This is a genomic window from Streptomyces sp. NBC_01264 (genome assembly GCF_026340675.1).
Taxonomy (GTDB): domain Bacteria; phylum Actinomycetota; class Actinomycetes; order Streptomycetales; family Streptomycetaceae; genus Streptomyces.
Genome location: NZ_JAPEOX010000001.1, coordinates 6,947,431 through 6,970,051, shown reverse-complemented (window position 1 = coordinate 6,970,051; position 22,621 = coordinate 6,947,431). Strand labels below are relative to the sequence as shown.

Genomic DNA, 22,621 nt, shown 5'->3' with positions numbered 1-22,621 from the left:
GATCGTCGTCCAGCAGTCTCACTTCACGTCTTTCTCCCGTCTCACGTCTCACTTCGAGGGAAGTCCACCATGAAGCTCTCCAAGGTCGGCGCGGCCGCCGCCATCGCCGTTGCTCTCGCCCTGACCGCGACCGCCTGTGGCGGCGACAGCGACAAGCCCGCGGGTGACGCCAGCTCCTCGGCCGGTGCCAAGAAGGACAAGATCGTCATCGGCATCAAGTTCGACCAGCCGGGTGTGGGCCTTAAGACCCCCGACGGCAAGTTCACGGGCTTCGACGTGGACGTGGCGACGTACGTGGCCAAGGAGCTCGGCTACACGCCCGAGCAGATCGAGTTCAAGCAGGCCGTCAGCGCCGAGCGCGAGAACCTGATCGCCAACGGCGACGTGAAGCTGGTCGTGGCGAGCTACTCGATCAACGACAAGCGCAAGGCGAAGGTCGACTTCGCCGGCCCGTACTTCCTCGCGCACCAGGACCTGCTGGTCCGCGCCGACGACACCTCGATCACCAAGGCCGAGGACCTGAACAAGAAGAAGCTCTGCTCGGTCACCGGCTCCACGTCGGCGCAGAACGTCAAGACCAAGCTGGCCCCCGAGGCCGACCTCCTGGAGCTGGGCGGCTACTCCGAGTGCCTGACCGGCCTGGAGAACAAGAAGGTCGACGCCCTGACCACGGACAACTCGATCCTGGCCGGCTACGCGGCGCAGGACAAGAACAAGGGCAAGTTCAAGCTGGTCGGGCTGAGCCTGAGCAACGAGAACTACGGCATCGGTCTGAAGAAGGGCGACAAGGAGCTTCAGACCAAGGTCAACGCCGCCATCAAGAAGATGGAGGCGGACGGCGCCTGGGCCAAGGCCGTCGAGAAGAACTTCGGTCCGTCCGGCTACAAGGCCGAGCCGGCCCCCGCGGTCACCGAAGGCAGCTGACCCGGCGGCCGGTCCGCCGGCCGATCCATCGGTGAGGAGCGTCGCCGCCCGCCTGCCGCGGGCGGCGCCGTGCCCCACCGGCCAACCTGGCCATCCTGGGGAGAGCGCAGGCCATCGTGTTCGATTTTCTTGATTCCGGGCAGTACGACGTGCTCGGAGCCTTCTGGGTGACGGTTCAGCTCACCCTCTACTCGGCCGTCGGGTCCCTGATCTGGGGCACCGTACTGGCCGGGATGCGGGTCAGTCCGGTCCCGCTGATGCGGGGCTTCGGCACCGCGTACGTCAACCTCGTGCGCAACACCCCGCTGACCGTGCTGATCCTCGGCTGTTCGCTGGGCCTCAGCCAGACCCTCGGCGTCACGCTCGGCGGCGGCACCTTCAAGGAGATCGGCTTCCGGCTCGCGGTCCTCGGGTTCATCGCCTACACCGGCACCTTCGTCTGCGAGGCGATCCGCTCCGGCATCAACACGGTCCCGGTCGGCCAGGCCGAGGCCTCCCGCGCCCTGGGCATGAGCTTCCTCCAGACGCTCACCCTGATCGTGCTCCCCCAGGCCTTCCGCGCGGTCGTCGCACCGCTCGCCAACGTGCTGATCGCCCTCACCAAGAACACCACGGTGGCGGCGGCGATCGGTGTGGCCGAGGCGGCGCTGCTGATGAAGGAGGTGGTCGAGAACGAGCCGCAGGACCTCTTCGCCGTCTTCGGCGTCTTCGCCCTCGGATTCGTCCTTCTGACCCTGCCCACCGGCCTGCTCCTGGGCTGGGTGGCCAAGCGCGTGGCGGTGAAGCGATGACCTCGGTGCTGTACGACACCCCCGGCCCCCGGGCCAAGGCCCGCAACTGGATCTACAGCGGCGTCTTCCTCGTGGCGGCCGCCGCCCTCGCGTGGTGGGTGCTGTCCTCCCTCGCGGACCAGAACCAGCTCGACGCCGACAAGTGGAGCCCTTTCGTCGAGGGCCAGGTGTGGACGACGTTCCTGCTCCCGGGACTCGGCGAGACCCTGCGGGCCGGCGCCATCTCCATGGTGATCGCCCTGCCGCTCGGCGCCCTGCTCGGCATCGGCCGGCTCTCCGACCACACGTGGGTCCGCAGCATCGTGGGCGCCTGGGTCGAGTTCTTCCGCGCCATCCCGGTGCTGATGCTGATGCTCTTCGGCTCCGCCTTCTACGTGCAGTACACCGGCGTGGACTCCGCGGTGCGGCCGCTGTACGCCGTGATCACCGGGCTGGTCCTCTACAACTCCGCGGTCATCGCCGAGATCGTCCGGGCCGGCGTCGAGTCGCTGCCGAGGGGCCAGACCGACGCCGCGAAGGCGATCGGCATGCGCAAGGGCCAGGTCATGACCAACGTCCTGATCCCGCAGGCGGTGACCGCGATGCTGCCGGCGCTGGTCAGCCAGCTCGTGGTGGTCCTCAAGGACACCGCGATCGGCGGCGCCGTGCTGGGCCTCGCCGAACTGCTGTCCACGTACCGGCAGATCTCGGCGAACTACAGCAACATCATCCCGACCCTGATCGTGATCGCGGCGATCTACATCGCGGTGAACTTCGCCCTCACCACCTTCGCCTCCTGGATGGAGGGCCGGCTGCGGAAGTCGAAGCGGAGCACCGGCGCGATGGTGCCGGTCAGTCAGTTCGACGCGGGCCAGAACGCGGGCGGCGCCGCCTGACCGGACCCCCGGCGGAACATCGGACATCTGCTCGGACCCACGTCCGGCACCCGGCCTGACAGCCGGTCAGTACACTTGCGGGACACGTGTGGTGCGGCGGAACTCATCCGTCGCACCACTCGGCATTGTCCGGCCCGGCGTCACTTGACGCAGGCACCTCCAGTGGGTTGCATACGTTCTGTGATCACATACCGGACATCGGGAGCCACATCATGGACCCGGTGATCGTCGTCGGCGCGGGGCCCGTCGGGCTGTCCCTGTCCCTCGCCCTGGCCGGCCAGGGCGTGCCCTGCGTCGTGCTCGACGAGGGGTCCGGCAAGGACGAGCTCCGCCCCGCCCGTACCGTCGCCCTGCACGCCGGCACCGCCGCGATGGTGCACCGGCTGGGCTGTACGACCCTGCGCGACGAGGGAGCGTACTTCGTCGCGTGGCGCACCATGCGGGGTGGCCGCGTGTCGCAGCGGATCACCTTCGAGGACGGGCCGGCCCCGATCCACCTGCCCCAGCACGCCCTGACCCGCGGGCTGCGCGACGCCGCCGCCGCGCACCCCCTGGTCCAGCTAGTCACCGAGAGCAAACTCGACGCCCTGGAGCAGGACGGCCGCGGGGTCACCGCCCACACCCGGGGCGCGGAGACCACGTGGTGGCGCGGGAGCCACCTGGTCGGCTGCGACGGGGCCCGCTCCACCGTGCGCAAGCTGCTCGGCATCCGCTTCCCCGGCCGCACCGCCGTGGAGCGGCACGCCGTGGCCGCCCTGCGCACCGAACTGCCCTGGCCCGGGGAGGCGTTGCTGCACCGGAGCCCGCCCGACGAAGTCACCGCACGGCCGTTGGCCGACGGGGCGTACCGGCTGGACTGGCTGCTCCCGGCGCGCGGCGACCTCGTCACCCCCGACGCGCTGGTGACCCGGATCCGCGACAGCCTCGCGCTGTGGTGCGGGGGCACGACTCCCCCGTACGAGCTCCTCGACACCGGGGTCCACACCTTGCACCACCGGCTCGCCCGGCGCTGGCGCGACGGCCGCTGCTTCCTCGCCGGGGACGCCGCGCACCTGCTCGGCGCGCTCGGCACCCAGGGCGTGGAGGAGGGGCTCCGGGACGCGGAGAACCTCGCCTGGAAGCTCTCCCTCGCCTGGCACCAGGGGGCCTCGGAGGAACTCCTCGACAGTTACGAGGCCGAGCGCCGCAGGGCGGTGGCCGCCCGGCTGCGCGCCGCCGACCAGGCCATGCCCGTCCTGCGCACCGGGGGCGGACTGCGCGCGTACCTCCCCGGAGCCTCGCGGGCCGCCGAAGTGCTCCTGACCGACGGCCATCTGGGCCGCGGCCCGCTCGGCGCGGAGCCGGTGTACGCCCCGCCCGTGGCCGTCCACGACGTGCCCACCGCCACCGAGCCGGGCGGGCCCGTCGAGAACGTCCCGGTGACCGCGCCGGACGGCTCGACGGTGCCGCTGCGCGACCAGTTGGGCCGGGGCCGGCTGCTCGTCGTCCTCGTCGCCCCGGGCACCGGGGTCTGGGACCGGCGGCACTGGGTGGGCGCCGGCCTGATGCCCCGCCTCGCGGCGGCGGTCTCCGCGCTGCCGGTCCGGGCGGAGCTGCTCGTGGCGGACGGCTACCCGGGGGCGGCGGCGCACACCGTGCTCCTCGTACGACCGGACGGGCATCTCGCGGCCACGTTCGCCGGGGTCCACCCGGCCGAGCTGTACGAGGCCGCGGACGCGGTCCGGCACGGCGCGCCCGGAGCCACCCCGGCACCGGCGCCCAGGGCTTTGCCCGCCGCCGCACCCGTAGTCGATTGAGCGATGATCGATTGACCCTCCGGCCGAGTCGTGCTTCACTCGCGGACATGACCGGCAACGACGTACGCCTGTGGCGGAGGGTCCATATGGACCTGCTCCGCTACGCGGGCTGCGTATGTCGTCCTTCCTGCTGATTCGCCCTTCCCTCGCACGCCCCCATGCGGTTGTGGCGCGCGCTCTCGCGAACCCCCAGGACGGTCACCCTCCATGTCTGCACCCACGCACGCCCCTGCCCCGGCCGCGGCCCCCGCGCTCTCGGCGGCGGGCCTCCTCGCCTTCACCCGGCGCATCGCCTCCGACCCCGAGCTGATCGCCTCCCTCCCCCTCGACCCCGAGGGCCGGACGTGGATCCGGCTCGACGGCCCGGGCGGCAGCGAGGCCTGGCTGATCGGCTGGCCGCCCGGCACCGGCACCGGCTGGCACGACCACGCCGAGTCGCGGGGCGCGTTCACCACCGCGCGCGGCCGCCTCACGGAGAACTCCCTGGCGGTCCGCCTTCCCTCCGAGGGCTGGCAGTCCCTCTCCCTGGCCCCCGACGTGGACCGCACCCGCGCTCTGGACGCGGGCACCGGGCGGGCCTTCGGCGAGCACCACGTGCACGAGGTGCTCAACGAGTCCGCGACGGAGCACGCGATCTCCGTCCACGCGTACCACCCGCCGCTCCCCCTGATCCGCCGCTACAGCCGCACCGGCCCGGTGCTCACGCTGGAGCAGGTCGAGCGTCCGGCGGACTGGCAGTGAGCGGCATCGACGCGCTGATCGACCGGCTGCGGACCACGTACACCCGCGTGGACGCGGCCCAGGCGCACGCGGAGTCCCTGACCGGGGCCCTGCTGGTCGACATCCGGTACCAGGCCCTGCGCGAGCGGGACGGACTGATCCCCGGCGCCCTGCTGATCGAACGCAACGAACTGGAATGGCGCCTCGACCCCGAGGGCTCCCACCGCCTCCCGGAGGCGGTGGACCACGACATCCGCGTCATCGTCATCTGCAACGAGGGCTACGCCTCCACCCTCGCGGCGGCCTCCCTCCACGCCCTGTCCCTCCCCCACGCAACGGACCTCACGGGCGGCTTCCAATCCTGGAAGGCCGCGGGCCTACCGGTGGTTCCTTCTTAACGCCCCGCTGCGCGGGCTTCGCCCCGCTGCGCCGGGCACCGTCCGGCGGGGCCGGCGGGGGCCGGCGGGGTGCCCGCCACTGCCGTCCCGGCACGGGGTTGGGTGGGCGGGTGCGGCCGAGTTGGCCCTGCGGGGCTTGGCCCCCTACCCGCCCCGCGCAGCGGCACACCCACGGCGTGCGGCCGGGGACCAGCCCCCGGCCTCGCCGGCATCTGAGGCGCCAGGGGGGCCGGGGGGCCGGGGGCCGGTCCCCCCGGGAAGGCGGGCCCGGGGCGGAGCCCCGAGGGCTAGCCCTTGGCCGTCGCCAGGTCCACCGGGCGGGGGCGCATCGCCAGCCGCCCGGCGAAGCCCGTGGCGGACAGGGCCAGCAGCCCCGCGCCACCCACGACCATCGCGTACACCAGCGGAAGCACCACCGCGGCGGCCGTCCCCGTCATGCCCACGCTGAACGCGGTCAGGACCGCGAGCGCGATCCCCGACCCCAGCACCACCCCCATCAGGAGCACCGCCAGCGCCTCCAGCCGCAGCATCCCCCGCACCTGCCGCCGCGTCGCACCCGCGAGCCTCAGCATCGCGAACTCGCGCAGCCGCTCCCCCGTGGACATCGCCAGGGTGTTGGCCACCGCGATCGCGGTGACGGCCAGGACGAGTCCCATCGCCAGCAGGTTGATCTCCGATCCGGCCGCCTGCCGCTCCGCCCGCGCGCCGTCCGCTTCGGCCGCCGACAGCACGGCCACGCCCGGGTACTCCCGTACCGCCGAGGCGAGTGCCTCCCGCGTCGCGGGACCGGCCACCAGCACGCTCGAAGCCAGCGGGTCGTCGACGTGCGCGGCCGTCAGGCCGTGCGGCAGCGTCACGTCGCCGAAGCCCAGCCCGCGCGCGTACACCGCGGACACGGTCAGGGTGACCGGCGTGCCGTCCCCCAGCGACAGCGAGAGCGGGCTGCCCGGCTTCAGGCCCAGCTGGTCCGCGGCCAGGTCGCTCACCGCGACGCTCTTCTCCCCGAACCCCGCCAGGCTCCCGGCCGTCACCCCCGGGTCCCAGGTCCGGTCGAGCCCGGCCGGGGTCACGCCCTGCGCCGCGTACTTCGTCAGCCCCACCCGGATCGAGGTGTGCACGATCTCGGTGGCCGCGAGGACCCCGGGGGTCCGGCGGATCCGCTCGGCGGCGGCGCCGGGAACCCCCGGCCCCCGGCCCTGGAGCACCCACTCGGCCCGTACGCCCTCACGGGCCTGCGCCCGGGCCGCGTCGCCGAGCGTCGGGGTGACGAAGAGGACGGTGCAGGCCATCCCGATCAGCAGGGTGAGCGGGGTGACCGCGGAGGCCATCCGGGTCGCGTTGCCGCGCAGGTTGGCGGTGGCCAGCCGGCCGCCCGGGCCGGCCAGCCGCAGCGGCCCGGCGAGCAGCGCGGCCGCGCCCTTGACGATCACCGGGCCCAGCAGGGAGACGGCTCCGGCGAGCACCACGACGGCGAGGAAGGTGACCGGGGTCGAGGCCGGCTCGGTGCGCAGCGTACTGAGTACGGCGACCAGCACCACCCCGGCCGCCAGCAGCAGCGCCCCGGCGACGAGCCGCGCCCACGCGGGGCGGCCGCGCTCGACGGCGGCCTCGGCCAGGGCTTCGGCGGGGCGCACGCGGGCCACGCGCCGTGCGGTGATCCGGGCCGCGGCCCATGCGCCGAGCAGGCTCGCGCCGACGGCGGCGATCATCGGGAAGATCCCGGCGGTGCGTTCCAGGGTCACCGGGACGACCCCCGCCTCGACGAACCGGCCGTGCAGCCAGGCGGCCAGCGGCAGCCCGGCGAGGGCTCCGGCGATTCCGGCGGCGAGCCCCACGAGGAGCGCCTCGCGGCCGATCATGCCCCGCAGCTGCTTGGGGGTGGCGGCGATGGCGCGGAGCAGGGCGAGTTCGCGGTGGCGCTGCTGGATCGACAGGGAGAAGGTACCGACGACCACGAGGATCGCCACGAGGAGCGAGGTACCGCCCATCGCGCCGCCCATGGAGACCAGCTTGATCCGGGCACCGGCCGCGTCGAGGAACTCCACGGGGCCCCGCTGGTGGCCGGTGGCCACCTGCGCGGTGGTGCCCTGGAGCGCCTGCCGGATCCGCCCGGCCAGCTCGCCCGCGTCGACCCCGGCCTCGGGCAGTACCCCGATGGCGCTGACCCGGCCGTCACGGGCGGCGAGCCGCTGCGCCTCGGCGTCGCCGAAGAACAGCGCGCTCTGGTGCGCGAGGTTCCCGCCGGCCGGAGCTGCGATCCCGCTGACGGTATAGGTCTTGGGCGCGCCGGTGGACTGCACGGTGAGCGCGGAGCCGGGCTTCAGGGCCGCGCGGGCCGCGAGTCCGCGGTCGACGACGACCTCGTCACCGCCGCGGGGTGCGCGTCCCTCGGCGAGCGTAAAGGGGGTGAGCGCGGCCGAGCTCCAGGCGTGCCCGTACGAGGGCTTCGCGCTCCGCGCACAGCAGGGCGAGGAAGGTGCCGAGGAAACCGGCCTTGCGGTCCCGGACGGTCTGGAGTGCGTAGCGCAGCATCATGGGAAAACTCTGCCGCCGGGGCCGCCTCGGAACATTGGAGCGCCCCGGCGTCCCCGGCCTGGGGCTAGCCCCACCCCGTGCGGTCCGGGCGCACGGCTCGGCCGCGTGTCACACCGTCAGGTCGTCAGGTCGTCAGATCTTCGGCATCCTCGGCGTCTTCGCCCTCCGCCTCCAGTGCGCCCCGGACCACCCGCAGGGCCATGCCCTCGGGGTACCCCTTGCGGGCGAGCATTCCGGCGAGGCGCCGGATCCGCTTGTCCCGCTCCAGGCCCCGGGTCGCGCGGAGCTTGCGCTCCACGAGCTCCCGGGCGGTCTCCTCCTCCTGGTCGGAGTCGAGCTGCTCCAGGGCCTCCTGTACGAGGGTGGGTGCCACCCCCTTGGTACGGAGTTCCTGCGCGAGCGCCCGGCGGGCCAGCCCCCGTCCCCGGTGCCGGGACTCGACCCAGGCGCCGGCGAACGCGGCGTCGTCGATCAGGCCCACCTCCTCGAACCGGGAGAGGACCTGCTCCGACACCTCCTCGGGGATGTCCCGCTTGGCCAGGGCGTCCGCGAGCTGCCGCCGGGTGCGGGGCATCCCGGTGAGCTGGCGCAGACAGATCGCCCGCGCCTGCTCCTCGGGACTCTGGGGCGGCAGTTCCTGGCGGCCCTCCCGGCCCTCCCGGCCTTCACGGTCCCCCCGGCCCTCCGAACGACGGCCTCCCCGGCCGCCGCTCTCGCGGCGGCCCCGGCGACTGCCCTCGCGGCGGTCCTCAGCGCCGTCCGGACCGTCGGTGCCGCCGGTGCCGTCAGCGCCGCCCCTTTCGTGCTCCCACACGGGTCAGCTCTTAGCGACGGCGGCCTTGACCGCGGTCTTGGCCTTCGACGCGGGAGCGGGCACGGCCGCGGTCTCGGCGGACGCGTCCGCGCCGGCCTCGGCCGTGGCAGCGGCAGCGGTGTCCGTCTTGCGGATGCCGACGCCCAGCTTCTCCTTGATCTTCCGCTCGATCTCGTCGGACAGGGCGGGGTTGTCGCAGAGGAACTTCCGCGCGTTCTCCTTGCCCTGGCCGAGCTGGTCGCCCTCGTACGTGTACCATGCACCGGCCTTGCGGACGAAGCCGTGCTCCACGCCCATGTCGATCAGGCCGCCCTCGCGGCTGATGCCGTGGCCGTAGAGGATGTCGAACTCGGCCTGCTTGAAGGGCGGCGCGACCTTGTTCTTGACGACCTTGACGCGGGTGCGGTTGCCGACCGCGTCCGTGCCGTCCTTGAGGGTCTCGATGCGCCGGATGTCGAGGCGCACGGAGGCGTAGAACTTCAGCGCGCGGCCACCGGTGGTGGTCTCCGGCGAGCCGAACATCACACCGATCTTTTCGCGGAGCTGGTTGATGAAGATCGCGGTGGTCTTGGACTGGTTGAGCGCACCGGTGATCTTCCGGAGGGCCTGGCTCATCAGGCGGGCCTGGAGACCCACGTGCGAGTCGCCCATCTCGCCCTCGATCTCCGCGCGCGGCACGAGGGCCGCGACGGAGTCGATGACGATGAGGTCCAGCGCGCCGGAGCGGACCAGCATGTCCACGATCTCCAGCGCCTGCTCGCCGGTGTCCGGCTGGGACAGGATGAGGTTGTCGGTGTCGACGCCGAGGGCCTTGGCGTACTCGGGGTCGAGCGCGTGCTCGGCGTCCACGAAGGCCACGGTGCCGCCGGCCTTCTGCGCGTTGGCCACGGCATGCAGCGTCAGGGTCGTCTTACCGGAGGACTCCGGCCCGTACACCTCGATCACACGGCCGCGCGGCAGCCCGCCGACGCCGAGCGCGATGTCCAGCGCGGTCGATCCGGTGGGGATGACCTCGATGGGGTCGTTCGGCTTGTCGCCGAGACGCATCACGGCACCCTTGCCGAACTGCCGTTCAATCTGTGCGAGCGCGGCTTCGAGAGCCTTCTCGCGGTCGTTGCCTGCCATGGGTTCCACCCGATTTGCTTGAGTCGATCGCTTCACGCCATTGACGCTAACGCCTGCCACTGACAACGCGGTCCCACGTCCGGTTCGGCTGTGGATAACCAATAAGAATGCGTGTTCGATTTCCCTGTCAAGCGCGCCACGCCGGACCCGTCCGCCCCACCGCCGGCTGGCATGATCCGTTCCCATGACGGACACCGCGGACGACACCACCTCCAGCATGTTCCCCGCCGGCCGCACCGCGCTCATCGTGCGGATCCCCGAAGCGGAACCCGTGGTCCGGGGCTGGCGGGACCGGATCGACCCCGCCGCCCGGGCCGGGGCCGGGGTTCCGGCGCACGTGAGCGTGCTCTACCCGTTCCTCCAGGAGGACCTGATCGACGCCCCGGTCCTCGCCGGGATCGCCGCGGCCCTGAGCCCCCACCACGCCTTCGACCTGCGCTTCGAGCGGACCGACCGGTTCCCGGGGATGCTCTACCTCGCCCCGGAGCCGGACGCCCCGCTGCGCCGGCTGACCCGTGCGATCACCGAGCGCTGGCCGGACGTCCGCCCCTACGGCGGCCGCTACCCGGACCCGGTCCCGCACCTCACGGTGGCCCAGCGCGCCGCCGAGGCGGACCTGGACGCCGCCGAGGCGGACCTGGGCGGCCGACTCCCGCTCACCGCCCGCGCCCGCACCGTCGACCTGGTGGCCTACGACGGGACGGCCTGGCACGAGCGCGCGAGCTTCGCACTGGGGGAACCGGGAGAGTGACGGCGCCGCGGGAACCAGAAGTGACGGCGCCGCGAGAACCGGACCGAGTGACAACCCAGGGTTGACACCTTTCCGACTGTCAACCTAGGGTTGCCTCATGACGAACCCTTCGGTGGAACCCGTTCGCATGACCAATCCGGTACGCCTCGACGACCTCATCGAGGCCATCAAGAAAGTCCACACCGACACCCTGGAGCAGCTCAGCGGCGCAGTCGTCGCCGCCGAGGCCCTCGGGGACGTCGCGGACCACCTCATCGGCCACTTCGTCGACCAGGCCCGCCGCTCCGGCGCCTCCTGGACCGACATCGGCCGCAGCATGGGCGTCACCCGCCAGGCCGCCCAGAAGCGCTTCGTACCGAAGGCCGACAAGGAGGGCGAGGCCCCGCTCGACCCCGGCCAGGGCTTCGCCCGCTTCACCCCCCGCGCCCGCAACGTGGTGGTGACCGCGCAGAACGAGGCCCGCACCGCCGCCAACGCCGAGATCCGCACCGAGCACCTCGTCCTCGGGCTGCTGGCCGAGGACGAGGGCCTCGCGGCCCGGGCCATCGCCGCCCAGGGCGTCGCGGCCGACGAGGTACGCGCCGCCGCGACGGCGGGCCTGCCCCCGGCCGTGGCGGACCTCCCCGCCCTGATCCCCTTCGACGCCTCGGCGAAGAAGGCCCTGGAGCTCACCTTCCGCGAGGCCCTGCGCCTGGGCCACGGCTACGTGGGTACCGAGCACGTCCTGCTCGCGCTCCTGGAGCTGGAGAACGGAACGGGTCCGCTCAGCGGCCTCGGCGTGGACAAGGACACGGTCGAGAACTGGGTCACCGACGCCCTGGCAGCCGTACTCGGCGCCGCGGACGAGAACGCGAAGTAGAGGCGTCCGCGTCGTCGGTCAGCGCGTACCGCTTCACGTACGCCCCGAGGAACGCCTGCAGCGTGGCGACGGCCGGGATCGCGATGAGCGCCCCGACCGCGCCCAGCAGGGCGGTGCCGGCGATGACCGATCCGAAGGCCACCGCCGGGTGGATGTCCACCGTCTTCGAGGTGAGCTTCGGCTGGAGCACGTAGTTCTCGAACTGCTGGTACACCACCACGAATCCGAGGACGTACAGCGCGTACCAGGGGTTCACCGTGAAGGCGAGCAGCATCGGCAGCGCACCCGCCAGGTAGGTGCCGATGGTGGGGATGAACTGCGACACCAGCCCCACCCACACCGCGAGCGCGGGTGCGTACGGCACGCCCAGCACCGCGAACACGATGTAGTGCGCGATCCCGGAGATCAGTGCCATCAGCCCGCGCGAGTAGAGGTATCCGCCCGTCTTGGTGACGGCGATCTCCCACGCGCGCAGCACCTCCGCCTGCTTCCTGGGAGGCAGTACGGAGCACAGCGCGCGGCGCAGTCGCGGCCCGTCGGCGGCGAAGTAGAAGGAGAACAGACCGATCGTCAGCAGCTTGAACAGTCCGCCGAGCACGGTGGCGGACACGTCGAGCACCCCGCTGGCGCTGTTCTGCACGTATTTCTGCAGCCAGTCCGAGTGCAGCAGGCTGTCCTGGATGTCCAGCCGGGACAGGTCCGTGTGGAAGGTGTCGTTGATCGAGCCGATCAGCGAGTCGAGATAGCCGGGGAAGCCCTCCACCAGGTCGACGATCTGTGCGGCCAGGACCGAGCCGAGCAGGACGAGGAATCCGACGGCCGCGACGAACACCCCGAGGAACACCAGGAAGGTGGCGAGCCCGCGGCGCATGCCGCGGGCCGCCATCCTGGCCACGGCCGGTTCTATCGCGAGCGCGAGGAAGAACGCGATCAGGATGTTGACGAGCAGCCCGATGAGCTGGTGGAAGGCCCAGCTGCCGAGCTGGAAGCAGGCCACCAGGGCCAGTACGAGGACCACCGCGCGCGGCAGCCAGCGCGGCATCCGGGCATCCGGAGGAGCCGGTTCACCGCCGGGACCCGGCGCACCGGATCCCTCCGTTACGGGGCCTGCGGCCGAGGGGTCCGCCGCGGCCGCCGAGCGGGTCGGCGGCGCGCTCCGGGGGTCTTCGGGCCGGTCGGTCGTCTCATCACTGGCTGCCACGCCGACCAGTCTGTCCCACTGGCGCCGCGAACGGCGAAGCGTTCGCGGCGGCCCCGCCCCCACGGGGGGACCGGGAGCCGGACCGACCTGCGGAACGACCTGTGCGACGGCCTCCGGAACGGCCGGCCGGGCGCACCGGGCCAGAGACGGCCTAGCGCAGCGAGGCGGGGACGTCCACCGCCGAACACACCGCGCGCCACACGTCCTTGGCCTCCCAGCCCGCGTCGAGCGCCTCGTGGACCGTGCGTCCCCCGAGCTCCGTCATGACGTGGTCCCGCGCGAAGGAGTCCGCGTAGCCCGCGCCGAAGTGCTCGGCCATCCGCTCCCAGAAAATCGTCAACCGCATGCCTCCAGTATCCCGCCCCGGAGAGTGCACCCTCCCCGTTCGGGCCCCCTCGGCGCAGCACGGACCCCTACCGTTCCTGCCATGCCTGGAGACGAAGCCCGCGCCCCGGCGGCGACCACAGCGACGACGGCGGCCACGACGGCCACGGCGACGGGCGCGCTCGCCCGCGCCGAGCAGTTCATCTGGCTCACGGCCCGCGTCCTGGAGCAGCGGCGGTTCGCGTTCCACTTCCTCGGCGGGGGCGCCGACCCGGTGGACACCGCCCTCGGCGCCTATCTGGGCGGCGACGGCGGCTACGGCCACGCCCTGGATCCGGATCTGCGCGGTCCGCTCAGCCACCCGCTGCACACCGCCCACGCCCTGCGCGTGCTGGACGGCCTGGGCCGTTGCGCCGGACAGCGCATCGAGCGGCTCTGCGCCCACCTGACCCGGGTCTCCACCCCGGACGGGGCGCTCCCGGCGACCGCCCCGGCCTCCGGCGGCTACCCGGCGGCCCCCTACCACCCGCTGCAGGACGATCCGCCGGGCGACCTGCTGGCCACCGGCCCCGTCGTCGGGATCCTGCACCGCAACCGAGTGTGGCACGCGTGGCTGTTCCGTGCGACGGACTTCTGCTGGGACCGGGTGGAGAACCTGCGCCACTGGCACCCGTACGAGATCCGGAGCGCGGTGGCCTTCCTGGACGGGGTCCCCGACCGGGCCCGGGCCACGGCGGCGGCGGACCGGCTGGGGCGGCTCGTCCGCGAGCAGCGGCTCGTCGTACTGGACCCCGTACCGGACCCCGTGGCGGACCCGGCGCCGGGCGAGCGCCTGTACCCGTACGACTTCGCCCGCCGCCCGGGGTCCCTCGCCCGCGGCTGGTTCACGGACGCGGAGCTGTACGGCTCGCTGCGCTTCCTGGCCGGCCTGCAGCAGCCGGACGGCGGCTGGCCGGTGGGCCGCGCGGCATGGGCGCCGGGCAGCGCGCTGGAGCGGCGCCCGATCGCCACGCTGGAGGCGCTGCTGACCCTGCGCGCGTACGGCCGCCTCCCGGGCCCCGCCGTCGGCGTGCCTAGCCTCCCAGGGCCCGCAGCCCCGCGGTGACGGCGACGGCCGCCGCGACCACGACGAGGAACGGCGCCCGCAGCAGCAGTGCGACCGCGGCGGCCGCGAGCCCGGCCGCGCGGGCGTCCAGCACGAGTTCCTGCCCGGTGGCGAAGGTCTGCTGCGCGGTGAGCGCGGCGAGCAGCGCGACCGGCAGGAGCGCGGCGAGCTTGCGCACCGCGGGCCGCTCCAGGGCTCCGGCGGGGACGAGCAGCCCGGCGAGCTTGACGGCGTAGCAGCCGACGACGGTGATCCCGATGGCGATCCAGACGTTCACGGGCGGCGTCCCTTCATCCACAGCACGATCGGCGCGGCCAGCGCCGCGATCAGCACGGGCACCCCGGCGGGCAGTACGGGCAGCAGGCCCAGCCCGAGGACGAGGGCGAGCGCGGCGACGGCCCGCTCGGTGCCGGTCTTCAGCATCGGCGCGAGCAGGGCCAGGAACACGGCCGGCCCGGCAGCGTCCAGCCCCCACGCGCGGGTGTCCCCGATGGCCTCGGCGCCGAGCGCGCCGAGCAGGGTGGTGAGGTTCCACAGGACGTAGAGGCTCAGCCCGGTCACGGTGAATCCGAGCCGTGCGGACTTCCGGTCGGGCTGGGCCAGGGCCACCGCCGTGGTCTCGTCGATCACCCAGTGCGCGGCGAACGGGCGTACGCCCTTGGGCAGCGCGAGCAGCTGGGACAGCCGCAGCCCGTAGAAGGCGTTGCGGGTCCCGAGGAAGAAGGCCCCGGCGGCGGCCGTGAACGGGTTGCCGCCTGCGGCCAGTGCCCCGACCAGCGCGAACTGCGAGGCCCCGGTGAACACCAGCAGGCTCAGCACGCACGCTTGGAGGGTGCTGACCCCGGATCCGGCGGCGGTCACCCCGAAGGCGAACCCGGACAGCCCGACCGCCACTCCCACGCCGAGCGCGTCCCGGACCACGGCGGCTCGCGGCTTCTCCACCGCGGACGCCGCGCCGGGTGCCTCCCGGTCGGAGCCTTCTCGTATGACCATCCGTTGTTCTCCCACGCCCCGAACGTACGGGGCCGCGCCTTCCCGGTCTTGTACGTTCTTGCACCGTGCCACGGTGACCGCAGACCCGCCCGGGCCGGCTCGACTAGGGGGTGTCCCGGCGCCGCAGGGGCTCCCCGAGCACCTCGGTGAGCTCCGCCTCCACGGCGGCGAGCAGTCCCGCGCCCCAGACGCACAAGGTCCGCTCCCAGGGGTGACCGAAGGTGCCGAAGCGCAGGTCGGGGTGGAGGTAGAGGTAGTAGTCGCCGTTCGGGTAGGCCCGTCCGGGCCATCGCGGTTCGCCGGAGCCACCGACCCGGTGCGGGTCGAAGTCGTAGCCGGTGTGCTGCCAGTCGAGCCAGTGGAGCCGCTGACCGGCCGGGGTGAGGGCCCTCAAGGAGGCCCGCAGGATCCGGTCCGGCTCATCGGTCGGCGCGTCCTTGAGCCGCCAGGTGACGGAGGGGGCCGGAGCATCGAAGCCGGGAGACCCGTCGGTGTCCGGGTCGAAGGCGAACTCCTTCTCGAGGCGGTCCCACAGCGGATCCTCGTCGTCATCGCGCAGCCACCGCACGGGCCGGGTCGCCGCCGGGCTTCCCGGCGGCGACCAGCGGTAGGTCCGTACGGTGGTCAGCTCGCCGAATCCGGCAGCGCCGGCCACCTCCCGCAGCTCCCCCTCGGCCTCCAGCACACAGTGCGTGGCCGCCGGTGTCTTCGGGTGCCGCGGCTCCGCCAGCTGCCTCCACGCCCTCAGGAGTTCGGAGTGCGGACCGGTCACCCCGCCGACGACCACGAACTCCGTGCGCGGGTCGCGCCGCGCCCAGCCCACGGCCGCCACGCGACCCCCGTCGAGCAGGAGGGCGACCTCGGCCCGCCCGTAAACGCAGCCGCCGTCGGCCTCGAACTCCGCGAGCGGCGTTTCGTGCGGATCGGACGAAGCCGCCATCTCACGCAGGGTCGTCCCCGGGACGACGGATCGCACCCGCCCTTCATCCGTCCCGCGCCCCAGAGCCGCGAACCCCGCCGCCATCAGCGACCGCTCCGGATCCGCCGTGAATCCGGCCGCCCCCAGCTCCTCCGCCAGGGCCGGCGCATCGGCCCCGTACACCTTCCACTCCACCGGCTCGCTCCGCGCCGCGAAGGCCTCCTGCTGCCGCCGCACCAGCTCCGCGAGCTCGCCGCGCCCGGTGTGCGTCAGCGGCCGGTGGCCGACGGTCCCGTGCGTGCCGTAGTGGGTCCGTACGAGGGGCCCGTCCTGCTCCACCACCGCGCCCGGCGGCGCCCACTCGGGCACCAGCCCGCGCACCTGCGCCGCGTACGCGCCCCACACCCGGGCCTGCTCCGAACGGTCCATGATCCGGACCCTAACCGGCCGCCCGCCCCCGCCGGTAAGCGCCCGGCGGCACCCCCACGATGCGGGTGAAGTGCCGGTTCAGGTGCGGCTGGTCGGTGAAGCCGACGGTGACGGCCGCCTCCGCCGGCGGGATCCCCGCGTCCAGGAGCAGCCGCGCCCGCCGGACCCGGGCGTCGGTCAGCCAGGTGTGCGGGGGCATGCCGTACCGGTCCCGGAAGGCCCGCAGCAGGGCGAAGGGGCTCGTGCCCAGCTCCGCCGCGAGCTGCTCGAGCGACGGCGGCTCCCCCATCCGCTCCTCCAGCACGGCCCGGGCCCGCTCCGCGTCGGCGGCCCCCGCGCGGCCCGCCGCCCGGACGGGCAGCGGCCCGGCGTGCCGGGTCAGCATCCGGGCCACCACCCCGCGCAGCAGGGTGTCGGCGGCCAGGGCGTTGCCGGCCTCGGCGGCCCGGTGGACCTCGGTGATGGCCCGCGAGGCCTGTGCGTCGGCGACCATGTCGGCGGTGAAGCCGGGGGTCCCGCGCAGCGTCCCGATCTCGGTGGCGACCTCGGTGATCAACGCCCGGGAGGGGTAGAGGGTGGCGTAGGCCCAGCCCTCGGGGACCCCGGCGCGGGCGGTGTGCGGTACCTCGGGGTTGATCAGGACCACGCTGCCGGGCCCGGCGCGCAGGGTGTCCCCCGGCAGGCCGATCTCCTCGACGCCGCCGGTGACGGCCGCGATGACGTACCCGTCGTGGGCGTGGCGCGGGAAGGTGTGGCGGACGTAGTGGGCGCGCAGGAGGTCCAGCCCGGGCAGTTCCGCGTACTGCCAGTGCCTCGCCCACTCCCGGCGGCCCGCGTGGCCCGCGTGGCCCGCGTCCGCCCTGGTCGTCCCCGTGCCCATCCCCCCATTCTGCGCCCGGTCCGGCCGGGCTGTTTCCACAGGTCCGGCCGGTTGTCAGTGGGCGGGTGCACGATGGGGGCATGTCCGGTACCGCGCTCGACTCGTTCTCCCCCGCGACCCGTTCCTGGTTCACGGGGGCCTTCGTCTCGCCCACCACCGCCCAGGAGGGTGCCTGGCGGGCCATCGGTGCGGGCTCGGACGTGCTGGTGGTGGCCCCCACCGGCTCCGGCAAGACCCTGGCCGCCTTCCTCGCCGCCCTCGACCAGCTCGCCTCGACCCCGCCCCCGGCGGAGCCGAAGAAGCGCTGCCGGGTGCTGTACATCTCGCCGCTGAAGGCCCTGGCGGTGGACGTGGAGCGCAATCTGCGCAGCCCGCTGACCGGCATCCGGCAGGAATCGGTGCGCCTGGGCCTGCCCGAGCCGGAGATCCGGGTCGGGATCCGCTCGGGCGACACCCCGCCGGCCGAGCGGCGCGCGCTGGTGACCCGGCCGCCGGACATCCTGATCACCACGCCCGAGTCGCTGTTCCTGATGCTGACCTCGGCGGCCCGCGAGGCCCTGGCCGGGATCGAGACGGTGATCCTGGACGAGGTGCACGCGGTCGCCGGGACCAAGCGCGGCGCCCATCTCGCGCTGTCCCTGGAGCGGTTGGACGAGCTGCTGCCCCACCCCGCGCGCCGGATCGGCTTGTCGGCGACGGTCCGCCCGGTGGAGGAGGTGGCCCGCTACCTCGCTCCTCGCGGCAAGGTCGAGATCGTCCAGCCGCCCTCCACCAAGGAGTTCGACCTGTCGGTGGTCGTCCCGGTCGAGGACATGGGCGAGTTGGGCGGCTCCCCCGCCACCGAGGGCAAGGAGGGCGGCGACAAGCCCTCTATCTGGCCGCATGTGGAGGAGCGGATCGCCGATCTGGTCCAGGCCCACCGGTCCACCATCGTGTTCGCCAACTCCCGCCGCCTCGCCGAGCGGCTGTGCAACCGGCTCAACGAGATCGCGTACGAGCGCGCCACCGGCGGCCCGCTGCCCGAGGGCGCGCCCCCGGCCGAGATCATGGCCCAGTCGGGCGCCGCCCAGGGCGCCCCGCCGCTGCTGGCCCGCGCCCACCACGGCTCGGTCTCCAAGGAGCAGCGGGCGCTGGTGGAGGAGGACCTGAAGGCGGGCCGGCTGCCCGCCGTGGTTGCCACCTCCAGCCTGGAGCTGGGCATCGACATGGGTGCGGTGGACCTCGTCATCCAGGTGGAGTCCCCTCCCTCGGTGGCCTCCGGGCTCCAGCGCGTGGGCCGCGCCGGGCACCAGGTGGGCGCGGTCTCCACCGGGGTCGTCTTCCCCAAGTACCGGGGCGACCTGGTCCAGGCGGCCGTGGTCACCGAGCGGATGCGGACGGGCTCGATCGAGTCCCTGCGGATCCCCGCCAACCCGCTGGACGTCCTGGCCCAGCAGCTCGTCGCGATGACCGCGATGGACACCTGGCAGCTGGACGACCTGCTGGCCCTGGTGCGCCGGGCGGCCCCCTTCGCGGCGCTGCCCGACTCGGCCTTCACGGCGGTGCTGGACATGCTGGCCGGCCGCTACCCGTCGGACGCCTTCGCCGAGCTCAGACCCCGCGTCGTGTGGGACCGCGTCGCCGGTACGATCACCGGCCGGCCCGGCGCCCAGCGGCTCGCGGTCACCTCCGGCGGGACCATCCCGGACCGCGGCCTCTTCGGCGTCTTCCTGGCCGGCTCCGACCCGAAGAAGGGCGGCGGCCGCGTCGGCGAGCTGGACGAGGAGATGGTCTACGAGTCCCGCGTCGGCGACGTCTTCACCCTCGGCACCACCTCCTGGCGGATCGTGGACATCACCCGCGACCGCGTCCTGGTCACCCCCGCTCCCGGAGTCCCGGGCCGCCTCCCGTTCTGGAAGGGCGACCAGCTGGGCCGCCCGCTGGAGCTGGGCCGCGCGGTCGGCGCGTTCCTGCGCGAGCTCGGCGGACTCACCGCCGAGGACGCCCGGCTGCGCCTGCTGGCGGCCGGCCTGGATGCCTGGGCCGCGGAGAACGTCCTGTCCTACCTCGCCGAACAGCGCGAGGCCTGCGGCCACGTACCGGACGACCGGACCATCGTCGTCGAGCGGTTCCGCGACGAGCTCGGCGACTGGCGGGTCGTGGTCCACTCCCCCTTCGGCGCCCAGGTCCACGCCCCCTGGGCGCTCGCGCTCGGCGCCCGCCTCTCCGAGCGGTACGGGATGGACGCGCAGGTCATGCACGCCGACGACGGCATCGTGCTCCGCCTCCCCGACGCGGACCTGCTGAGCATGGACCTGGACCTGCTGGACCACGACCCGGCGCCCGGCAGTTCGACAGCCACTTCAGCCTCTTTCGACTTCGACGACGAGAAGCCCCCGCTCGGCGCCGCGGACGTGGTCTTCGACCACGGGGACGTCCAGCAGATCGTCACCGACCAGGTGGGCGGCTCCGCCCTGTTCGCCTCCCGCTTCCGCGAGTGCGCGGCCCGCGCCCTGCTGCTCCCGCGCCGCAATCCCGGCAAGCGCACCCCCCTGTGGCAGCAGCGCCAGCGCGCCTCGCAGCTGCTCCAGGTGGCCTCCGAGTTCGGTTCGTTCCCGATCGTCCTGGAAGCCGTACGGGAATGCCTGCAGGACGTCTTCGACGTGCCGGGCCTGACCGAGCTGATGGGGGACATCGAGTCCCGCCGGGTCCGCCTCGTCGAGGTCACGACGCCGGAGCCCTCCCCCTTCGCCCGTTCCCTCCTCTTCGGGTACGTCGCCCAGTTCCTCTACGAGGGCGACTCGCCGCTCGCCGAGCGCAGGGCGGCCGCGCTGTCGCTGGACTCCCGGCTGCTGGCCGAACTGCTCGGCCAGGCGGAGCTCCGCGAACTGCTCGACGCGGAGGTGCTGACGGAGCTGGAGCGGGAGCTCCAGTGGCTGACCGAGGACCGGCGGGCCAAGGACGCCGAGTCGGTGGCCGACCTGCTGCGCCTGCTGGGCCCGCTCACCCCGGCGGAACTGACCGCCCGCGGCGCGGAACCGGAGTGGGCTCCCTCCCTCGCCGCCTCCCGCCGGGCGATCCGGGTCCGGATCGGCGGCGAGGACCACTGGGCGGCCATCGAGGACGCCGGCCGGCTGCGCGACGCACTGGGCACGGCGCTCCCGGTGGGCGTCCCTGAGGCGTTCACCGAGCCGGTGAAGGACCCGCTCGGCGACCTCCTGGCCCGGTACGCCCGCACCCACGGTCCCTTCACCACGGTCACCGCCGCCGCCCGCTTCGGACTGGGCACGGCCGTGACCGACGGCACGCTGCACCGGCTCGCGGCGGCCGGCCGGGTGGTCCAGGGCGAGTTCCACCCGGCGGGCATCGGCCAGGAGTGGTGCGACGCCACGGTTCTGCGAAGGCTCCGGCGTCGCTCCCTCGCCGCCCTGCGCCAGGAACTGGAGCCGGTCCCGCCCGCCTCCCTCGCCACCTTCCTCCCCCAGTGGCAGCACCTGGGCGGAGCCCTGCGCGGCATCGACGGCCTGGCCCGCGCGATCGAACAGCTCCAGGGCGCCGCGGTGCCCGCCTCCGCCCTGGAACGGCTGATCCTCCCCTCCCGGGTTGCGGACTACTCCCCCACCCTCCTGGACGAGCTCACCACCACCGGCGAGGTCGTCTGGGCCGGCGCGGGCGCCCTGCCGGGCAAGGACGGCTGGATCTCCCTGTACCTCGCGGAGGCGGCCCCCCTCCTCCTCCCGCCCGCGCACCCCCTGGAAATCACCCCGCTCCACGAGGCGGTCCTCACCGCGCTCTCCGGCGGCTACGGCCTGTTCTTCCGCCAGCTCACGGACCGCGCCCGCGCCCTGCACCCGGACGCCTCGGACGCGGACCTCTCCTCCGCCGTCTGGGACCTGGCCTGGTCGGGCCGCCTGACGAACGACACCCTGGCCCCCCTGCGCTCCCTCCTCGGCTCGGGCCGCACGGCGGGCGCCACCGCCCACCGCGCCCGCCGTACGATCCCCCGCGGCCGCTACGGCACCCTCACCACCCCTGCCTCCCGTACCGGCCCGCCCACGGTGTCGGGCCGCTGGTCCCTGCTCCCGGTCCACGCCCCGGACCCGACCCACCGCGCACACGCCCTGGCCCGCACCCTGCTGGACCGCCACGGGGTGGTGACCCGGGGCGCGGTGGCCGCCGAAGGCGTGGAAGGCGGCTTCAGCGCGGTCTACCGCATCCTCTCCGCCTTCGAGGACAGCGGCCAGGCCCGCAGGGGCTACGTGGTCGAAGGCCTGGGCGCGGCCCAGTTCGCCATGGACGGCGCCGTCGACCGCCTCCGCGCGGCCGAGCGCACCCCGCCCCCTCTCGCCGCGGTGGTCCTCGCCGCCGCCGACCCGGCGAACGCCTACGGTGCGGCCCTCCCCTGGCCGGAGCCCCCGACCGGAGCCACCCACAAACCGGGCCGTAAGGCCGGCTCCCTCGTCGTCCTGGTCGACGGCGAACTCACCCTCTACCTGGAGCGCGGCGGCAAAACCCTCCTCGCCTGGCCCGACCCGGACGACCCCCGCCTCACCGCCGCCCTGACGGCCCTCACCACGGCCTCCCGCAAGGGCGCCCTCCCCACCCTCACGGTGGAACGCATCAACGCCACCCCGTCCCTCACCTCCCCCTACGCCCCACCCACAGAAGCCACAGGCTTCCACGCCACACCCCAGGGCCTCCGCCTACGCCACTGACGCCCCACCCCACGGACGACCAAGCCAAAGCCCCACCCCGGACTCCGTCCTCCGGGACTGCGCCCCGGCCCTACTCCGGGGGCGGGCCGTGAACCTCCCCCGAGCCGCCGCCACCGCACCCCGGGCCTGCGCCCGAACCTCGCCCTGGAGCCCCGCCCCGGACCGCGCCCTACGGGGCTCCGCCCCGGGCCCACTTCAGGGATGGGCCGTGAACCTCCCCCGGGCCGCCGCCACCGCACCCCGCCCCCTGGGGCCGCGCCCGGACCTTGCCCTGGAGCCCCGTCCCAGGCCTAGCCCTACGGGGCTCCGCCCCAGGCCCACTTCAGGGATGGGCCGTGAACCTCCCTCGGGGGTGCGCCCCGGAGTCGCTCAGGTGGGCCGTAGGTGCTCCCGCCTGCGACCCTGACCGACTTCTGCGGGCTGTGTCCCGGGCCCGGGGTGGGCCTGTGGCCTGGCCCGGTTCGGGGGTGAGGCCTGGGGCCGGGGAA

The 22,621-nt window shown here is 73.9% G+C and carries 20 protein-coding genes and 1 pseudogene; 11 read left to right on the top strand and 10 right to left on the bottom strand.

Going from position 1 to position 22,621, the window contains the following annotated elements:
- Positions 1 to 69: 69 nt before the first annotated feature.
- From OG435_RS32580 to OG435_RS32555, 7 genes are all read left to right on the top strand, one after another.
- Positions 70 to 924: a glutamate ABC transporter substrate-binding protein gene (locus OG435_RS32580; protein WP_266881456.1), complete on the top strand. Its 855-nt coding sequence runs from the start codon at positions 70 to 72 to the stop codon at positions 922 to 924.
- 116 nt (positions 925 to 1,040) lie between these two features.
- The gene (locus tag OG435_RS32575; protein ID WP_266881455.1) at positions 1,041 to 1,715 is read left to right on the top strand and encodes an amino acid ABC transporter permease; all 675 of its coding nucleotides are present in this window, start codon (positions 1,041 to 1,043) and stop codon (positions 1,713 to 1,715) included.
- Positions 1,712 to 2,590, top strand: coding sequence for an amino acid ABC transporter permease (locus tag OG435_RS32570; protein WP_266881454.1), 879 nt, complete (start codon positions 1,712 to 1,714; stop codon positions 2,588 to 2,590). Before OG435_RS32575 ends, OG435_RS32570 begins: the two co-directional genes overlap by 4 nt.
- Positions 2,591 to 2,802: 212 nt before the next feature.
- Positions 2,803 to 4,386, top strand: a complete 1,584-nt coding sequence (locus OG435_RS32565) for an FAD-dependent monooxygenase (RefSeq protein WP_266881453.1) — start codon at positions 2,803 to 2,805, stop codon at positions 4,384 to 4,386.
- 47 nt (positions 4,387 to 4,433) lie between these two features.
- On the top strand, positions 4,434 to 4,520 hold the full coding sequence (locus tag OG435_RS50400) for a putative leader peptide (protein ID WP_311318651.1): 87 nt from the start codon (positions 4,434 to 4,436) through the stop codon (positions 4,518 to 4,520).
- Between the two features lie 73 nt (positions 4,521 to 4,593).
- The gene (locus OG435_RS32560) at positions 4,594 to 5,127 is read left to right on the top strand and encodes a cysteine dioxygenase (protein WP_266881452.1); all 534 of its coding nucleotides are present in this window, start codon (positions 4,594 to 4,596) and stop codon (positions 5,125 to 5,127) included.
- Entirely contained in the window at positions 5,118 to 5,504 is a 387-nt protein-coding gene (locus OG435_RS32555; RefSeq protein ID WP_266882287.1) for a rhodanese-like domain-containing protein, read from the top strand. Before OG435_RS32560 ends, OG435_RS32555 begins: the two co-directional genes overlap by 10 nt.
- A 287-nt stretch (positions 5,505 to 5,791) precedes the next feature.
- On the opposite strand, the pseudogene OG435_RS32550 reads toward OG435_RS32555, so the two are convergent.
- From OG435_RS32550 to recA, 4 genes and pseudogenes are all read right to left on the bottom strand, one after another.
- Positions 5,792 to 7,951: pseudogene (locus tag OG435_RS32550) on the bottom strand (FtsX-like permease family protein); the annotation flags it as partial.
- Positions 7,869 to 8,039 (bottom strand): hypothetical protein, encoded by a 171-nt coding sequence (locus OG435_RS32545; protein ID WP_266881450.1) that lies wholly within the window; start codon positions 8,037 to 8,039, stop codon positions 7,869 to 7,871. The gene OG435_RS32545 and the pseudogene OG435_RS32550, both read right to left, overlap by 83 nt.
- Positions 8,040 to 8,163: 124 nt before the next feature.
- Positions 8,164 to 8,853: a recombination regulator RecX gene (recX, locus tag OG435_RS32540; RefSeq protein ID WP_266881449.1), complete on the bottom strand. Its 690-nt coding sequence runs from the start codon at positions 8,851 to 8,853 to the stop codon at positions 8,164 to 8,166.
- A 3-nt stretch (positions 8,854 to 8,856) separates the two neighbouring features.
- Positions 8,857 to 9,978: a recombinase RecA gene (gene recA / locus OG435_RS32535; RefSeq protein ID WP_250751812.1), complete on the bottom strand. Its 1,122-nt coding sequence runs from the start codon at positions 9,976 to 9,978 to the stop codon at positions 8,857 to 8,859.
- 184 nt (positions 9,979 to 10,162) lie between these two features.
- Here recA and OG435_RS32530 point away from each other — a divergent pair, with 184 nt between their 5' ends.
- Positions 10,163 to 10,729: a 2'-5' RNA ligase family protein gene (locus tag OG435_RS32530; protein ID WP_266881448.1), complete on the top strand. Its 567-nt coding sequence runs from the start codon at positions 10,163 to 10,165 to the stop codon at positions 10,727 to 10,729.
- Positions 10,730 to 10,826: 97 nt separating this feature from the next.
- Entirely contained in the window at positions 10,827 to 11,588 is a 762-nt protein-coding gene (locus OG435_RS32525) for a Clp protease N-terminal domain-containing protein (RefSeq protein WP_266881447.1), read from the top strand.
- Here the strand turns inward: OG435_RS32525 and OG435_RS32520 are convergent.
- Positions 11,536 to 12,630, bottom strand: a complete 1,095-nt coding sequence (locus OG435_RS32520) for an AI-2E family transporter (protein ID WP_323187956.1) — start codon at positions 12,628 to 12,630, stop codon at positions 11,536 to 11,538. The genes OG435_RS32525 and OG435_RS32520 overlap by 53 nt on opposite strands.
- 310 nt (positions 12,631 to 12,940) lie before the next feature.
- Positions 12,941 to 13,135 (bottom strand): DUF3046 domain-containing protein, encoded by a 195-nt coding sequence (locus tag OG435_RS32515; RefSeq protein WP_214955542.1) that lies wholly within the window; start codon positions 13,133 to 13,135, stop codon positions 12,941 to 12,943.
- 81 nt (positions 13,136 to 13,216) lie between these two features.
- On the opposite strand from OG435_RS32515, the gene OG435_RS32510 reads away from it, so the two are divergent.
- Positions 13,217 to 14,218: a hypothetical protein gene (locus OG435_RS32510; RefSeq protein ID WP_266881445.1), complete on the top strand. Its 1,002-nt coding sequence runs from the start codon at positions 13,217 to 13,219 to the stop codon at positions 14,216 to 14,218.
- Here the strand turns inward: OG435_RS32510 and OG435_RS32505 are convergent.
- The 4 genes from OG435_RS32505 to OG435_RS32490 form a co-directional block, all read right to left on the bottom strand.
- Positions 14,187 to 14,495, bottom strand: coding sequence for an AzlD domain-containing protein (locus OG435_RS32505; protein WP_266881444.1), 309 nt, complete (start codon positions 14,493 to 14,495; stop codon positions 14,187 to 14,189). The two genes, OG435_RS32510 and OG435_RS32505, sit on opposite strands and share 32 nt — an antisense overlap.
- Positions 14,492 to 15,211: an AzlC family ABC transporter permease gene (locus OG435_RS32500; RefSeq protein WP_266881443.1), complete on the bottom strand. Its 720-nt coding sequence runs from the start codon at positions 15,209 to 15,211 to the stop codon at positions 14,492 to 14,494. The genes OG435_RS32505 and OG435_RS32500 overlap by 4 nt, the downstream gene beginning before the upstream one ends.
- A gap of 103 nt (positions 15,212 to 15,314) precedes the next feature.
- A complete protein-coding gene (locus OG435_RS32495; RefSeq protein WP_266881442.1) occupies positions 15,315 to 16,559 on the bottom strand; it encodes a DUF2716 domain-containing protein in 1,245 nt (414 codons plus the stop codon).
- Between the two features lie 10 nt (positions 16,560 to 16,569).
- Positions 16,570 to 17,439, bottom strand: coding sequence for an AraC family transcriptional regulator (locus tag OG435_RS32490; protein ID WP_266881441.1), 870 nt, complete (start codon positions 17,437 to 17,439; stop codon positions 16,570 to 16,572).
- 80 nt (positions 17,440 to 17,519) lie between these two features.
- Here OG435_RS32490 and OG435_RS32485 point away from each other — a divergent pair, with 80 nt between their 5' ends.
- Positions 17,520 to 22,133: an Lhr family helicase gene (locus OG435_RS32485; RefSeq protein WP_266881440.1), complete on the top strand. Its 4,614-nt coding sequence runs from the start codon at positions 17,520 to 17,522 to the stop codon at positions 22,131 to 22,133.
- The last annotated feature ends 488 nt before the right edge of the window (positions 22,134 to 22,621 follow it).

Bases quoted from the DNA above. Each gene is read 5' to 3' on its own strand.
- OG435_RS32580 (WP_266881456.1), top strand. From the start codon at position 70: ATGAAGCTCTCCAAGGTCGGCGCGGCCGCCGCCATCGCCGTTGCTCTC.
- OG435_RS32570 (WP_266881454.1), top strand. From the start codon at position 1,712: ATGACCTCGGTGCTGTACGACACCCCCGGCCCCCGGGCCAAGGCCCGC.
- OG435_RS32565 (WP_266881453.1), top strand. From the start codon at position 2,803: ATGGACCCGGTGATCGTCGTCGGCGCGGGGCCCGTCGGGCTGTCCCTG.
- OG435_RS50400 (WP_311318651.1), top strand. From the start codon at position 4,434: ATGACCGGCAACGACGTACGCCTGTGGCGGAGGGTCCATATGGACCTG.
- OG435_RS32560 (WP_266881452.1), top strand. From the start codon at position 4,594: ATGTCTGCACCCACGCACGCCCCTGCCCCGGCCGCGGCCCCCGCGCTC.
- OG435_RS32545 (WP_266881450.1), bottom strand. From the start codon at position 8,039: ATGATGCTGCGCTACGCACTCCAGACCGTCCGGGACCGCAAGGCCGGT.
- recA (WP_250751812.1), bottom strand. From the start codon at position 9,978: ATGGCAGGCAACGACCGCGAGAAGGCTCTCGAAGCCGCGCTCGCACAG.
- OG435_RS32530 (WP_266881448.1), top strand. From the start codon at position 10,163: ATGACGGACACCGCGGACGACACCACCTCCAGCATGTTCCCCGCCGGC.
- OG435_RS32525 (WP_266881447.1), top strand. From the start codon at position 10,827: ATGACGAACCCTTCGGTGGAACCCGTTCGCATGACCAATCCGGTACGC.
- OG435_RS32520 (WP_323187956.1), bottom strand. From the start codon at position 12,630: ATGCCGCGCTGGCTGCCGCGCGCGGTGGTCCTCGTACTGGCCCTGGTG.
- OG435_RS32515 (WP_214955542.1), bottom strand. From the start codon at position 13,135: ATGCGGTTGACGATTTTCTGGGAGCGGATGGCCGAGCACTTCGGCGCG.
- OG435_RS32510 (WP_266881445.1), top strand. From the start codon at position 13,217: ATGCCTGGAGACGAAGCCCGCGCCCCGGCGGCGACCACAGCGACGACG.
- OG435_RS32500 (WP_266881443.1), bottom strand. From the start codon at position 15,211: ATGGTCATACGAGAAGGCTCCGACCGGGAGGCACCCGGCGCGGCGTCC.
- OG435_RS32495 (WP_266881442.1), bottom strand. From the start codon at position 16,559: ATGGACCGTTCGGAGCAGGCCCGGGTGTGGGGCGCGTACGCGGCGCAG.
- OG435_RS32490 (WP_266881441.1), bottom strand. From the start codon at position 17,439: ATGGGCACGGGGACGACCAGGGCGGACGCGGGCCACGCGGGCCACGCG.
- OG435_RS32485 (WP_266881440.1), top strand. From the start codon at position 17,520: ATGTCCGGTACCGCGCTCGACTCGTTCTCCCCCGCGACCCGTTCCTGG.